This is a genomic window from Tatumella terrea, from assembly GCF_039523755.1.
GTDB lineage: Bacteria > Pseudomonadota > Gammaproteobacteria > Enterobacterales > Enterobacteriaceae > Tatumella > Tatumella terrea.
Window position 1 is genome coordinate 335,896 of record NZ_BAAAFX010000018.1, and the last position, 15,439, is coordinate 351,334.

General features: G+C 57.0%; 9 protein-coding genes. All 9 read left to right on the forward strand.

Annotated features, from left to right (window positions below):
* Positions 1-107 precede the first annotated feature (107 nt).
* The 9 genes from ABD035_RS14875 (at position 108) to dbpA (ending at position 15,382) form a co-directional block, all read left to right on the forward strand.
* A complete protein-coding gene (locus tag ABD035_RS14875; protein ID WP_343870968.1) occupies positions 108-1,280 on the forward strand; it encodes an MdtA/MuxA family multidrug efflux RND transporter periplasmic adaptor subunit in 1,173 nt (390 codons plus the stop codon).
* Entirely contained in the window at positions 1,280-4,411 is a 3,132-nt protein-coding gene (locus tag ABD035_RS14880) for an MdtB/MuxB family multidrug efflux RND transporter permease subunit (RefSeq protein WP_343870969.1), read from the forward strand. The genes ABD035_RS14875 and ABD035_RS14880 overlap by 1 nt, the downstream gene beginning before the upstream one ends.
* Positions 4,408-7,476, forward strand: coding sequence for a multidrug efflux RND transporter permease subunit MdtC (gene mdtC, locus ABD035_RS14885; RefSeq protein WP_343870971.1), 3,069 nt, complete (start codon positions 4,408-4,410; stop codon positions 7,474-7,476). The genes ABD035_RS14880 and mdtC overlap by 4 nt, the downstream gene beginning before the upstream one ends.
* A complete protein-coding gene (mdtD, locus tag ABD035_RS14890) occupies positions 7,476-8,909 on the forward strand; it encodes a multidrug transporter subunit MdtD (RefSeq protein ID WP_343870972.1) in 1,434 nt (477 codons plus the stop codon). The genes mdtC and mdtD overlap by 1 nt, the downstream gene beginning before the upstream one ends.
* Positions 8,906-10,300 carry an envelope stress sensor histidine kinase BaeS gene (gene baeS / locus ABD035_RS14895; protein WP_343870974.1) on the forward strand — a complete coding sequence of 465 codons (1,395 nt, stop codon included), beginning with the start codon at positions 8,906-8,908 and terminating at the stop codon, positions 10,298-10,300. The genes mdtD and baeS overlap by 4 nt, the downstream gene beginning before the upstream one ends.
* Positions 10,297-11,007 carry an envelope stress response regulator BaeR gene (gene baeR / locus ABD035_RS14900; protein ID WP_212714710.1) on the forward strand — a complete coding sequence of 237 codons (711 nt, stop codon included), beginning with the start codon at positions 10,297-10,299 and terminating at the stop codon, positions 11,005-11,007. Before baeS ends, baeR begins: the two co-directional genes overlap by 4 nt.
* 147 nt (positions 11,008-11,154) lie before the next feature.
* Positions 11,155-12,528 (forward strand): prephenate-dependent tRNA uridine(34) hydroxylase TrhP, encoded by a 1,374-nt coding sequence (trhP, locus tag ABD035_RS14905; protein WP_343870975.1) that lies wholly within the window; start codon positions 11,155-11,157, stop codon positions 12,526-12,528.
* A gap of 223 nt (positions 12,529-12,751) precedes the next feature.
* Positions 12,752-13,663: a lipid kinase YegS gene (yegS, locus tag ABD035_RS14910; RefSeq protein WP_343870976.1), complete on the forward strand. Its 912-nt coding sequence runs from the start codon at positions 12,752-12,754 to the stop codon at positions 13,661-13,663.
* Between the two features lie 342 nt (positions 13,664-14,005).
* Positions 14,006-15,382: an ATP-dependent RNA helicase DbpA gene (gene dbpA / locus ABD035_RS14915; protein WP_343870977.1), complete on the forward strand. Its 1,377-nt coding sequence runs from the start codon at positions 14,006-14,008 to the stop codon at positions 15,380-15,382.
* Positions 15,383-15,439: the final 57 nt, after the last annotated feature.

Consider the following 15,439-nt stretch of genomic DNA (forward strand, 5'->3'; position numbering starts at 1 on the left):
ATGCATTTCCTTATTTCCTTCAACTTTCCTCGCTGATTTGTCGTTATACTGACAGGCCAACGTGCGGATATTGCCTGATTTAATGATGCGGGAGAGAATAATTAAGCATGAAAGCAAATCATCGAATGACCCGTTTCTTTCTTCTGTTATCTGTTGTGATCATTGCCGTACTGGCCGGTGTGCGTTTCTGGCAGACTGACCGCGCAGAGGCAGCATCCCCTGCCGGACGTGCCGTTTCTTCCGCCCCGCCGGTTCAGGTGGCCAAAGTTAACGCAATGACCGTCCCGCAATATATTTCCGCTCTCGGGACCGTGACGGCCTCTTCCACCGTGACCGTACGCAGCCGTGTCGACGGGCAACTAATGTCTCTGCATTTTCGTGAAGGCCAGCCGGTCACCGCCGGACAATTACTGGCTGAAATTGATCCCCGCCCTTTTCAGGTCGCCCTGTTACAGGCAGAAGGCCAGCTGGCGAAAGACCAGGCCACCCTGGCGAATGCCCGTGCCGACCTGCAACGTTACCGGAAGCTGGCCGCCACCGGGCTGGTCGCCCGCCAGCAGCTGGATAATCAGCAGGCACTGGTCAGCGAAACGGACGGTACCGTCAAAAGTGACCAGGCATCGGTGGAGAATGCTCGTCTGAACCTGACGTACAGCCAAATCACTGCGCCTATCAGCGGTATCGTCGGGCTGAAGCAGGTGGATGCCGGTAATTATATCTCCGCCGGCGATACCAATGGTATCGTCGTGATCACCCAGACGCACCCGGCCGACGTGATTTTTACCGTGCAGGAAGGCGACATTGACCGTATCGTCCGGGCACAGAAACAAGGGCAGCCACTGACTGCAGAGGCCCGTGATCGTACCGATACCCGTACGCTGGCGGAAGGCACTTTGCTGAGTCTGGATAACCAGATAGACAGCAGCACCGGTACGCTGAAGCTGAAAGCCCGGTTTACGAACCAGGATAATCAGCTGTTCCCGAACCAGTTTGTGAATATCCGCCTGCGGGTCAGCACCCTGAAAGATGCCTTAGTTATTCCCGTCGCGGCATTACAGATGAATACCGAAGGTTACTTTGTCTGGCTGGTCGGGCCGGACAATAAAGTGCGCCGGGAATCGGTGACTCCGGGACCACAACAGGGAGCGTTGCGGGTGATCGATAGCGGTTTACAGGCGGGTGACCGCGTGGTGACCGATGGCCTCGATCGTCTGAATGAAGGGACCGCCGTCCGGGTCGTGACCCCGGCGCCGGCAGACCGCACCGGAGATGCTACCTGATGAATGCATTCTCCGGGACCCCGAACGGGGGGCCTTCGCGCCGGTTTATCCTGCGACCTATTGCCACGACCCTGTTGATGGTGGCCATTGTGCTGGCAGGGATCATGGGTTATCGCTTTTTACCGGTCTCTGCCCTGCCTGAGGTGGACTATCCGACTATCCAGGTGATCACCGGCTATCCCGGGGCCAGTGCAGACGTCATGACGACCTCGGTCACCGCGCCGCTGGAACGTCAGCTTGGGCAGATGTCCGGGCTGAAACAGATGGCTTCCGGCAGTTCGGCCGGAGCCTCAGTCATTACCCTGCAGTTCCAGCTCTCTCTGCCGCTGGATATTGCTGAGCAGGAAGTCCAGGCCGCCATCAATGCAGCGATGAACTATCTGCCCGATGACTTACCCAACCCGCCGGTCTATAACAAGGTCAACCCGGCGGACCCGCCGATCATGACACTGGCGGTTACCACTCAAAGTCTGCCGCTGACCCGGGTGGAAGACCTGGTGGAAACCCGTATCGCGCAAAAGATCTCTCAGGTCAGTGGCGTCGGTATGGTGACCCTGGCCGGGGGACAGCGGCCGGCCATCCGCATCAGCCTGAATGCCCCGGCCCTGGCTGCACTGGGGTTAACCAGCGAAGATATCCGAACCGCTATCGGCGACGCCAATGTGAATACGGCAAAAGGCAGCCTGGATGGTCCGCAACGCTCGCTGACGCTCTCCGCGAACGATCAGCTGAAAAGTGCCGGAGATTATCGCCAGCTGATCATCAGTTACCGCAATAATGCCCCTGTCCGTCTGGGCGATGTGGCCACCGTCAGCCAGGGGGCGGAAAATCAGTGGCTCGGTGCCTGGAGTAACGGTCAGGGCGCCATCGTGATGAATGTCCTGCGCCAGCCCGGGGCGAATATTATTGCCACCGCTGACAGTATCCGCGCCCTGCTCCCCTCATTACAGAGCAGCCTGCCGGATTCGGTGAAGTTACAGCTGATCAGTGACCGCACTCAGAATATCCGTGCCTCGGTCAGCGACACTCAGTCAGAGCTGATGCTGGCGATTGCCCTGGTCGTGATGATTATCTATCTGTTCCTGAGGAATATCCCTGCCACCATCATCCCCGCGGTGGCGGTACCGCTGTCGCTGATCGGCACGTTTGCCGTGATTTATATGCTGGGCTTTTCGGTCAATAATCTGACGCTGATGGCGCTCACCATTGCCACCGGTTTTGTGGTGGATGACGCCATTGTCGTGATCGAAAATATTTCCCGGCATATCGAAAACGGTCTTTCTCCGCTGAATGCCGCCCTGAAAGGGGCTTCCGAGATCGGCTTCACCATCATTTCCCTGACGATTTCACTGATAGCGGTACTGATCCCGCTGCTGTTTATGGGAGACGTGGTCGGTCGTCTGTTTCGTGAATTTGCCGTGACCCTGGCCGTTTCTATTTTAATCTCGGCGCTGGTCTCGCTCACCCTGACCCCGATGATGTGCGCCAGGATGCTGAAAGAGGGGACACACCACCAGCAAAATCGTTTTTCACTGGCCTGTGAGGCGCTGTTCGATCGTACAGTCGCCGGCTACGGTCGACTGCTGACCCGGGTGTTGCGCCACCGCTGGCTTACCCTGGGGGTGGCGGTCGGCACCCTGATCCTGACGGTTCTGCTGTGGATATTTATTCCGAAAGGCTTTTTCCCCGCCCAGGACAACGGCCTGATTCAGGCCACCCTGCAGGGGCCACAGTCTGTCTCCTGGCAGGGCATGGCTGATCGTACCCGTCAGGCAGCAGCCATTATTCAGCAAGACCCGGATGTGGCGAATGTCACCTCGTTTGTCGGTGTCGATGGAACGAATGCTGCGCTGAATACCGCACGCTTACAGATCACCCTGAAACCCCTCTCGCAGCGCAGCGACCGGATCCCCGCCATTGAGAACCGTTTACAGCAAGCGGTCAGTCAGCTTCCCGGCGTTCAGCTATGGATGCAGGCGGTACAGGATCTGACGATTGATACCACCGCCAGCCGGACCCCTTATCAGTTCACGTTGCAGTCACCCTCACAATCCGATCTGGCATTATGGATACCACGGCTGGTCGCCAGATTGCAGCAGGCACCGCAATTACGGAGTGTCAGCAGTAACTGGCAGGACCAGGGGAATGAAGCCTACATTCGCGTCGACAGGGATACCGCCAGTCGTCTGGGCATTTCAATGTCAGATATCGACAACGCACTGTACGATGCTTTCGGACAACGCCTGATATCGACCATTTATACCCAGTCTAACCAGTACCGTGTGGTTCTCGGCCAGTCCGTGCCGGCCAGTGGAGGACTGAGTCCACTGCAGAATATCCGCCTGACCAGCAGTGAAGGAGGCTCCCTTCCACTGAGCGCAATCGCCAGCATCGAACAGCGTCACACGCTGCTGACGGTGAACCATCTGGATCAGTTCCCTTCTGCAACAATATCGTTTGATATTGCGGAGGGGGACTCCCTGGGGGATGCCGTGGATGCGATTACGCAGATTGAACGGTCGCTGAATTTACCGGCAGATATGACGACCAGTTTCGAAGGCAGTGCTCTTGCCTTCCGGGCGGCGCTCAGCAGTACCGTCTGGCTGGTTATCGCGGCCATTATCGCCATGTATATCGTTTTGGGCATTCTGTATGAAAGTTTTATTCATCCGGTCACCATCCTGTCGACCCTGCCGGGTGCCGGCGTAGGTGCATTACTGGCCTTACAGATCTCGGGGCATGAACTGGATATCATCGCCATCATCGGCATTATTCTGCTGATCGGTATTGTGAAGAAGAATGCCATTATGATGATCGACTTCGCCTTATCAGCCGAGCGTAATGAAGGTCTGTCGCCGGAGGAGGCCATCTTCCGCGCGTGTCTGTTACGCTTTCGCCCCATTCTGATGACCACCCTGGCAGCCCTGCTCGGTGCGCTGCCGCTGATGCTGAGTACCGGCGTCGGCGCGGAATTACGCAGGCCGTTGGGGATTTCGATGGTCGGTGGCCTGGTCGTCAGTCAGGTGCTGACGCTGTTTACCACCCCGGTGATCTATCTGTTGTTTGACAGCCTGTCAAAAAAACTGAGCCCTAAAGGGCCTATGAGCACTGAACAGGACAGGCCGCTGTGAAAACTCTGGATTTGTTCATTCACCGCCCGGTCGCCACCCTGCTGTTTTCACTGGCGATCGTGCTGGCGGGCATCCTGGGCTTTCGGTTACTGCCGGTGGCCGCCTTACCGCAGGTGGATTTTCCTGCCGTGGTAGTCTCGGCCAGTATGTCAGGAGCCTCGGCAGAGACCATGGCGGCCTCCATTGCCACGCCACTGGAGCGCTCACTGGGCCGGATTTCCGGCATCAGCGAGATGACCTCCACCAGTACGCTGGGGACGACCCGTATTATCCTGATTTTTGATCTTAACCGGGACATTAACGGTGCCGCCCGCGATGTTCAGGCCGCACTGAATGCTGCCCAGAGCCTGTTGCCGAGCGGCATGTCTTCACGCCCGACTTACCGGAAAGCCAACCCGTCCGATGCCCCGGTCATGATCCTGACACTGACCTCAGATACCTACTCCCGCGGCCAGCTATACGATTATGCCACCACCCGGCTGGCACAGACGATATCCCAGATAGACGGCGTCGGCGATGTGACCATCGGCGGCGGATCCCTGCCGGCGGTGCGGGTCGATGTGAATCCACAGCAATTGTTCAGTCAGGGAATTTCGCTGGACCAGATCCGCAGCCAGCTCAGCGCGGCAAACCAGCGACTGCCGCTCGGGGCCATTGATGACGGAGAGCAACGCTGGCAACTGGCGACCAATGATGTGCTGGATGATGCCAGCCACTACCGCTCGGTCATTATTCACTATAACAACGGCGCCGTCGTCCGGCTGGGCGATATTGCCAGCGTGACGGATGATGTCCAGGACATACGTAATATTGGGCTGAGTGACGGTAAACCGGCGATCCTGATGATGATCCGTAAAACCTCCGATGCCAATGTTATATCGACGGTGGACCGCATCCGGGAAAGATTGCCGGTTTTACGCCAGGAAATTCCGGCGGCTATCCAGCTCAGTATCGCCCAGGATCGCTCACCGACGATCCGGGCCTCCCTCAGTGAGGTGGAGCAGTCGCTGATTATCGCCATTGCGTTGGTGATCCTGGTGGTCTTCCTGTTTCTGGGATCGGCCAGAGCGACGCTGATCCCGGCGATCGTAGTGCCGGTCTCGCTGATAGGCAGTTTTTCTGCCATGTATCTCTGCGGTTTCAGCCTGAATAATCTGTCACTGATGGCCCTGACCATCGCCACAGGCTTTGTGGTCGACGATGCTATCGTGGTGCTGGAAAATATTGCCCGTCACGTGGAAGCCGGGATGAAACCCTTCGCGGCCGCTCTGCAGGGGATCCGTGAAGTCGGGTTTACCGTACTGGCAATGAGTCTGTCGCTGGTGGCGGTATTTTTGCCACTGATGTTCCTGGGCGGGCTGATTGGCAGGTTCTTCAATGAATTTGCCATGACGTTGTCGGTCGCGATCCTGATTTCTCTGGTCATTTCCCTGACCCTGACCCCGATGATGTGTGCCCGGTTACTTAAGCTGACGCCGGCAGACAGGCCGCTGCGCCTCTCCTGGTTTCAGAAAGGAATGAACAGTCTTCAGGCCGGCTATGCACGTTCATTACGCCGTGTGCTGCGCCATCCGAAAACGACCCTCTGTGTGTTACTGGCCACGGTCGCGCTGACGGTCGGATTATTTATCAGTCTGCCGAAAGCATTTTTACCCGAACAGGATACCGGCCGTATCTCGGGCAATATCCAGGCAGACCAGAGTATTTCTTTCCAGGCCATGCGCGATAAACTGGCCGATTTTATGCGCATCGTCAGCGCGGATCCCGCCGTCGATAATGTCACGGGCTTTACCGGGGGGATGCGTACTAACAGCGGTTCACTCTATATTTCACTCAAACCGCTGGCCGAACGAAAGGTCAGTGCCCGCCAGGTGATCGATCGCCTGCGAAGCGCACTGGCCAACGAACCCGGCGCCCGCTTATACCTGAATCCGGTCCAGGATATTCATACCGGTGGCCGCTCATCCAACGCCAGTTATCAGTACACTCTGCTTTCGGATGACCTGCAGGCACTCCGCCAGTGGTCCCCCAGACTCCTCCAGGCATTCCGGCATCTGCCGCAACTGACCGATGTGAGTTCAGACCAGGAGGATCATGGCGGTGAGCTGCAACTGGTGTATGACCGGGCCAGCATGGCCAGGCTGGGGATCAGCATGGCCCAGGCGAATGCCCTGCTGAATGATGCCTTTGGTCAGCGGGAAATCTCCACCATTTACCGGCCCATGAATCAGTACAAAGTGGTACTGGAGGTGGATCCCCGCTATCTGCAGGATGCCTCGGCCCTCGACCAGATGTACCTGATCAATAAACAGGGTCAGTCGATACCATTATCGCGTATTGCACACTGGGCCCCCGGCAATACCCCGACCGCGGTCAACCATCAGGGACTGTCGGCCGCGGCCACGCTTTCATTTAACCTGCCCGATGGGGTCGCGCTGTCGCAGGCTTCCGCGGCCATTGACCAGACGATGGTGCGTCTGGGCGTTCCGGCTTCCATCCGGGGCGAGTTTGCCGGCGATGCCAAACTATTCCGTGACAGCCAGTCCAGCCAGCTATGGCTGATCCTCGGGGCGATTGCCACTGTCTATATTGTGACCGGCATGCTGTATGAAAGCTATATTCATCCGGTGACCATCCTCTCAACCCTCCCCCCTGCCGGTGTGGGTGCCTTGCTGGCATTACGCCTGTCCGGGACGCCCTTCAGCCTGATTGCGATGTTAGGTATTCTGCTATTGATCGGCATAGTGAAAAAGAATGCCATTATGCTGATCGATTTTGCGCTGGCCGCAGAGCGGGAAGGCGGGCTCCCGGCTCGCGAGGCTATCTATCAGGCCTGTCTTCTGCGTTTCCGTCCGATACTGATGACGACTCTGGCAGCACTTTTCGGTGCACTTCCGCTGGTATTTACCTCCGGAGATGGCGCAGAATTACGGCAACCTTTAGGAATAGCCATCGCCGGCGGATTAATTATCAGTCAGTTACTGACGCTGTACACCACCCCGGTGGTATTTCTGTTCATGGATAAACTCAGTAGAGGCCGCAAGCCTGTCTCAGGAGAACCGTGATGCACTCAGAACCCCGCACCGCCTCTGCGCCTGCCATGCCTTCCGTGCGCTGGCAGTTATGGATCGTCGCCATCGGTTTTTTTATGCAATCGCTGGATACCACGATTGTGAATACGGCGCTGCCTTCTATGGCAAAGGCGCTGCATAGCAGCCCGCTGAATATGCATATGGTGATTGTGTCCTATGTATTAACGGTCGCGGTGATGCTGCCGTTAAGCGGCTGGCTTGCGGATCGTCTGGGGGTGAGGAACATCTTCTGCAGCGCCATCGTTCTGTTCACGCTGGGCTCGGTCTGTTGTGCCCTCTCCTCCACGCTGGATCAGCTGGTGATGGCCCGCGTGCTGCAGGGCATGGGCGGTGCCATGATGGTGCCGGTTGGCAGGCTGACGGTAATGAAAATGGTACCCCGCGCCCAGTATATGGCGGCGATGGCTTTTGTCACCTTACCAGGCCAGGTCGGGCCGCTGGCCGGGCCGACTCTCGGCGGTCTGCTGGTGGAATACACCAGCTGGCACTGGATTTTCCTGATCAATATCCCGGTGGGGGTGATCGGTGCCTGGGCGACCCTCCGTCTGCTGCCAAATTACCGTTTACCCGGGCGGCGCTTTGATTTTCGTGGGTTTCTGTTGCTGGCGATTGCGATGGCTTCGCTGACACTGGCACTGGAAAGCCGCGAATGGACAGGAGACCGTACGCTCTGGCTATCGGTCCTGCTCAGTGCGGGGATAGGTTGTCTGGTACTCTACCCCGTGTATGCCTTCAACCGCGAGAACGCGCTGTTCAGCCTCGATTTATTTAAGAATCCGGTATACCGCATCGGGTTGATCGGTAGTATGGTCGCGCGGACCGGCAGTGGCATGTTACCGTTTATGATCCCGCTTTTCCTGCAACTGGCGCTGGGCCTTAGCCCGTTCCATGCCGGTCTGATGATGATACCGATGGTCGCGGGCAGCATGCTGATTAAGCGGGTGGTGGTCCGGCTGGTCAATACCGTCGGTTATCGTCGTGCGCTGATCAGTTCCACGCTGTTACTGGGACTGGTGGTCATGTTGTTTCCGCTGTTACTGCGGCTGAACTGGATTGCAGGATTACCGCTGGTCATGTTTCTGCTCGGCGGCATCAACTCGGTCCGTTTTACGACCATGAATACCCTGACCCTGAAAGAACTTCCGGACACGCTGGCTTCTTCAGGAAACAGTCTGCTTTCGATGGTGATGCAATTATCCATGAGTACCGGCGTCACTCTGGCAGGTTTACTGCTGGCAAGTTCAGGGCATGCGGCCCTCGCCGGTACCATCGCCCTTCGCCATACCTTCAGCATGGCCTGGCTGCTGATCGGATTATTCCTCTGTCTACCGATCATCGTGTTCTGGTTTGTGCCCGAAGAGCTTAGCCGTAATACCCTGTTGAACAAAGGGCGTAAGACATCATGAGACTGCGCTGGCGACTGAACATCCGGGCGAAACTGTTTATGACGATTTTCGGCAGCTGTCTGCTGGTGCTGATGGTGATGCACTGGGCGATGCGTATGAGCTTTGAGCACGGGTTCGTCGATTATATTCGTGAAAGTAATGAGCAGCGCCTGAGTCTGCTAAGCGATGCGCTGGCCGAACAATATCAGCAGCATGGTAACTGGACCTTTTTGCAGAATAATAACCGGATGATCTACACCCTGTTACACTCACTGGAACAGAGTCAGCCGCGGGATAACTTCCCCTCACCCGGCTGGCGTACCCCGTTCTGGATCGTCGACAGTCAATATCGTGTGCTAATCGGGCCACGCAAAAAACTCCCGGTTCAGCGGGTTGAACTTCCGATCACTACCTCGCAGGGACTGGTGGCTGGCTGGGTCATTGGATCCCCCCCGGAGCAACTGACACGCAGCACCGACATCAATTTCGACCATCAGCAAAAACGGGCCAGCTGGGTCATCGGTGCGCTGACCACCCTGCTGGCGGCTATCGTCACCTGGGGCCTGTCGCGCGGGCTGCTGGCTCCGGTTAAACGTCTGGTCGGCGGCACCCATCAGTTAGCCGCCGGACAGCTGGCAACCCGGGTCAGGGTCACCAGCGAGGATGAACTGGGCCAGCTGGCCCGCGATTTTAATCAGCTGGCAGAGTCGCTGGAAAAAAATGAATCCAACCGCCGGGCATTTATGGCCGATATCTCTCATGAGCTGCGGACGCCGCTGGCCATCCTGCAGGGTGAACTTGAAGCTATCCAGGACGGGGTTCGGCACCTGACCCCGGCCGCCATCGCTTCGTTACAAAGTGAAGTGATGACCCTGAAAAAACTGGTCGATGACCTGCATCAGCTGGCACTATCCGATGCGGGCGCATTACGTTATGAGATGCAGCCCCTGTGCCTGAGTGAGCTGGCCGAAAATATCTGTGCTACCTATGTACAACGTTTCCGCGATGCCGGCCTTTCGCTGCATTATCGGTTTCCCCCTTCGGCCCCCTGCATCGGTGATATCAGCCGGCTGAGCCAGCTATGTCATAACCTGCTGGAAAACAGCCTGCGTTATACTTATGCCGGCGGCGGCCTGGTCGTCAGTCTGCAACAAAGACAGAATGATCTGCAGTTAACCTTCAGCGATACTGCGCCCGGCATCAGTGATGAACAGCAGCAGCATATTTTTGACCGGTTTTACCGGGCTGAAGATTCGCGTAACCGGGCAAGCGGAGGATCCGGTCTGGGACTGGCCATCTGCCGGGCCATCGCAGAAGCCCATCAGGGAACCATTGACTGCCGGCATTCCGACACCGGGGGAGTTACTCTTCTGGTCAGGCTGCCATTGATGACACGTGAGCAAAAAATATGACAGAACATACCCTTTCACCGCTGATCATGATTGTTGAGGATGAGCCAAAGCTGGCCATGCTGCTGGTCGATTATTTGCAGGCCGCCAGTTACCGTACCCGGGTGATCAGCCGTGGTGATGAAGTGATTCCTGAGGTCAAAGCCAGCCCGCCGGACCTGTTGATCCTTGATTTGATGCTGCCCGGCAAAGACGGGCTGTCGGTCTGCCGCGAACTTCGCCAGTTCTCCGATCTGCCTGTGATCATGCTTACCGCCCGCAGCGAAGAAATAGACCGGTTACTGGGGCTGGAAATCGGGGCGGATGATTATGTCTGCAAACCGTTCAGCCCGCGGGAAGTAGTCGCCCGGGTGAAAATTATCCTGCGCCGCTGCCTGCGCCCCGTCGAAGAGCCCGACAATGTCTCTGCGCGGCTGGAAATCGATAAAGCACGGTTTCGTGCCAGCTGGGACGGCCAACCGGTTGAACTGACCCCCGCTGAATTCCGGTTACTGACGGCGCTGTCACAGGAACCTGGCAAGGTGTTCACCCGCGAACAGCTGCTCGACCTGCTCTATGACGATTACCGGGTGGTGGCCGACCGGACCATCGACAGTCACATCAAAAATCTCCGCCGTAAGCTGGAAATACAGGATCAGGAACACACGTTTATCCGTGCGGTTTATGGCCTGGGTTACCGCTGGGACAGTCACCGCAGTCGCCTGCTCTGAGATGACGGCCTGGATGGCCGCTCATACAGAAACGATTTACAACCCGATATTCCCTCACTACAATCCCCTTCTTTTTGTAGGGTTGTCTGTCCGCACCCTGATGCGCTCGCCGAGTGCACTGACCTGACATCAGAAATGAGAGTGACCATGTTTAAGCCAGAACTTCTGTCTCCCGCAGGTACCCTGAAGAATATGCGCTATGCCTTCGCGTACGGTGCAGATGCCGTGTATGCCGGCCAGCCACGCTACAGCTTACGGGTACGTAACAATGAATTCAGCCACGAAAACCTGCAACAGGGGATCAACGAAGCCCATCAGCTCGGGAAGAAATTTTATGTGGTGGTCAATATTGCCCCTCACAATGCCAAGCTGAAGACCTTTATCCGTGATCTGCAACCGGTGATTGATATGCAACCGGATGCGTTAATTATGTCGGATCCGGGGCTTATCATGCTGGTCCGGGAAGCCTTCCCGCAGATGCCGGTTCATCTCTCTGTGCAGGCCAATGCCGTCAACTGGGCGACCGTGAAGTTCTGGAAACAGATGGGGCTGACCCGCGTCATTCTGTCGCGCGAACTCTCTCTGGAAGAGATAGAAGAGATCCGTCAGCAGGTCCCGGAGATGGAAATAGAGGTTTTTGTCCATGGCGCACTGTGTATGGCCTATTCAGGACGCTGTCTGCTGTCCGGATATCTGAATAAACGGGACCCAAACCAGGGCACCTGTACCAACGCCTGCCGCTGGGATTATAAAGTCGAGGAAGGGAAAGAAGACCAGAACGGGAATATCGTCGAAAAATATGACCCGATCCCGGTGACGGCGATAGAGCCGACCCTCGGACAAGGCCCGGCCACAGATAAAGTCTTTCTGCTGAGTGAAAAAATGCGCCCGGAAGAGCCAATGAGTGCGTTCGAGGATGAACATGGTACTTATATCATGAACTCCAAAGACCTGCGGGCAGTCGCACACGTAGAACGGCTGAGTCAGGCCGGTGTCCATTCACTGAAAATCGAGGGGCGGACCAAGTCATTTTATTACTGTGCAAGAACCGCCCAGGTCTATCGCCGGGCCATCGATGATGCCGCGGCAGGAAAACCTTTTGACCCCAGCCTGTTACATACCCTCGAAGGACTGGCCCACCGCGGTTATACCGAAGGTTTCCTGCGTCGTCATACTCATGACAGCTATCAGAACTATCAGCAGGGGTATTCTGCCTCTGATCGTCAGCAATTTGTCGGCGAGTTTACCGGTCAGCGCCGGGAGAACCTGGCGGAGGTGGCGGTTAAAAATAAATTTTTACTGAATGACTCGTTAGAAATCATGACCCCGGCGGGTAACCTGACGTTTACGCTGCAGACTCTGCAAAACGGTAAAGGTCAGCCGGTCGATGTTGCCCCGGGTGACGGCCATAAAGTCTGGCTGGAAGTCCCTGAGGAACTCGGGCTGGATTTCGCCCTGCTGCTCCGTAATTTACCGGCAGGCGCCACCACTCAGGCCCCCATGGGTACAGAAAAAGCCTGACTGCACGCGTTTGAGAATCAGATCACAACCAGGGGCCATGCTATCCGTTAGTATGACCCCATTATAACGAAGAGTATTGATGCTCTGATTACCTCAGACAACATCTTATTCACCCGCCTGGCCCCCCCGGCGGGTGTTCTTTTTCAGCCTTTCTCACCGTGCGATGTTACGCCGTTTTGTGCTATACCTTCCCCCATCTTAGTCTGAGTAGCAGGAAGTACCGATGGCAAATACGTACAATGTATTGGCGATCCTCAACGGAAAAAGCGCCGGTAACGAGATCCTCCGGCAGGCGATACAGGACCTTCGTTCCGAAGGCCATACCATTGCGGTCCGTGTGACCTGGGAACCGGGAGACGCCGCACGTTATCTGCAGGAAGCCCGGGAATTATCCGTTCATACGGTCATTGCCGGGGGCGGTGATGGCACCATTAACGAAATTGTCAGTTGTCTGGCCCGGCTGCCCATGGACCAACGTCCGGTACTGGGCGTATTACCGCTGGGTACAGCCAATGATTTTGCCACCAGCGCGGGGATACCATTGCACCCTGCTGCGGCATTGCGGGTCGCCGTGACAGGCCCGGTGATCCCGGTCGATATCATCCGTGTCAATAATAAGCGTTATTTTATCAATATGGCGACCGGCGGCTTCGGGACCCGGATCACCACAGAAACCCCGGCACGGCTGAAGGCGGCTCTCGGGGGCGTTTCTTATCTGCTGCATGGCCTGTCACGGGTCGACAGCCTGAAGGCCGACAGCTGTGAAATCCGCAGTGAGGAGTTTAACTGGCAGGGAGATGCGTTGGTGATTGGGATCGGGAATGGCCGTCAGGCCGGCGGAGGCCAGCGATTATGCCCGGGGGCACTGATTAATGATGGTCTGATGGACGTCAGCATTATTACGGCCGCCGAATGGTTACCGACCCTGATGCATACGCTGACACGGGAGGACGATAACCCCAATATTCTGCGCGCCCGCAGCCGGACACTGGAGATCACCGCCCATCAGTCAATGACCTTTAATCTGGACGGGGAACCCCTGAGCGGCACCCACTTCCGTATGGAGATCCTGCCGCAGGCCATCCATTGCCGTCTGCCGGCAGAGAGCGAACTTCTGGGCACCGCCCCGCAGTGATAAGGCACTGAACCGCGGATCGCGCCGGTGAGCCCTGCCGCAGGTGCGGTTCAGCGGTTCAGCGGTTCAGCGGTTCAGCGGTTCAGCGGTTCAGCGGTTCAGCGGTTCAGCGGTTCAGCGGTTCAGCGGTTCAGCGGTTCAGCGGTTCAGCGGTTCAGCGGTTCAGCGGTTCAGCGGTTCAGCAACAGGCTGGCAGGTGCCGTCCGTCTGTCAATCATATTCTTCCTGCCCAAGGGTAGCATCTCTGATATAATGGCCTCTCTTAGTGCCCGTCTGTCTGCGATCATCCTTCGATGACAGTCGCGGTACATCCCCTGTAAATGCCTGAGTAGAGTAAATCCTGTGACCCAATCTTTTGCTTCCCTGACGCTGCCCGCTGCGCAACTGGATAATCTGACCGAACTGGGGTACGCCTCCATGACGCCGGTGCAGGCCGAAGCCCTGCCCGTAATTCTGCAGGGACGCGATGTCCGTGTGCAGGCTAAAACCGGCAGCGGAAAAACCGCAGCCTTTGGTATCGGCTTGCTGCAACAGATTGATGTGTCGCATTTTACTACCCAGTCACTGGTGCTCTGCCCGACGCGTGAGCTGGCCGACCAGGTCAGTAAAGAATTGCGCCGGCTGGCTCGCTTCACCGCCAATATAAAAATCCTGGCGCTCTGCGGCGGCCAGCCGATGGGACCGCAACTGGCCTCCCTTGCCCATGCCCCACACATTGTGGTCGGAACGCCGGGACGAATTCAGGAACATCTGCGTAAAAACAGTCTGCGCCTGCAGCACACCAAAGTACTGGTCCTGGATGAAGCTGACCGCATGCTTGATATGGGCTTTGCCGACGCCATTGATGACGTTGTTTCTCACCTGCCCACCGCGCGCCAGACCCTGCTGTTTTCTGCCACCTACCCGCAGAATATTGAACAGATCAGCGCACAGATCCAGCGCGACCCGGTGGCCATCTCTACCGGGGATGTCTCTGTATTACCGGATATCGAACAGCAGTTCTATGAAACCTCCCGCGGCGGAAAATTGTCGCTGTTACGCTCGCTGCTGAGCAAACATCAGCCGGCGTCCTGTGTGGTGTTCTGTAATACCAAACGTGATTGTCAGGAAGTCTGTGACGAACTGTCCGGCCAGCAAATCAGTGTACTGGCTCTGCACGGTGACCTGGAGCAACGTGAACGAGACCAGGTGCTGGTACGTTTTGCCAACCACAGCTGCCGGGTGCTGGTCGCCACGGATGTCGCCGCCCGCGGGCTGGATATTCGTGAACTGGCGATGGTCGTTAACTACGAACTCTCTTTTGACCCGGAAGTCCACGTTCACCGCATCGGCCGTACGGCGCGCGCCGGGCAACAAGGTCTGGCCGTCAGCTTTGTCGCACCGGCCGAAATTCAGCGGGCGAATGCCCTGGAAGACTACATCGGTCTCAAACCGACATGGTTATCCGCCGGGGATCTGCCACGCTCCGCGGTGCCGCTGGAAGCCGAAATGACCACCCTCTGTATTGATGGGGGTCGTAAGGCAAAAATTCGTCCGGGGGATATTCTCGGGGCACTGACCGGCGATGCCGGACTGACGGCTGCAGATGTCGGTAAAATTGATATGTTCCCGATCCATGCCTATGTCGCCATTCGCAAAGCTTCTGCAGCAAAAGCGCTGAAGCAACTGCAACAGGTCAAAATTAAGGGCAGGAACTGTAAAGCCCGCCTGATTAAATAACCTCCGGGGCGGATGTCCCGGCAGCCCGCGCTTCTCCGCGCTGCCGGGCATCCCACC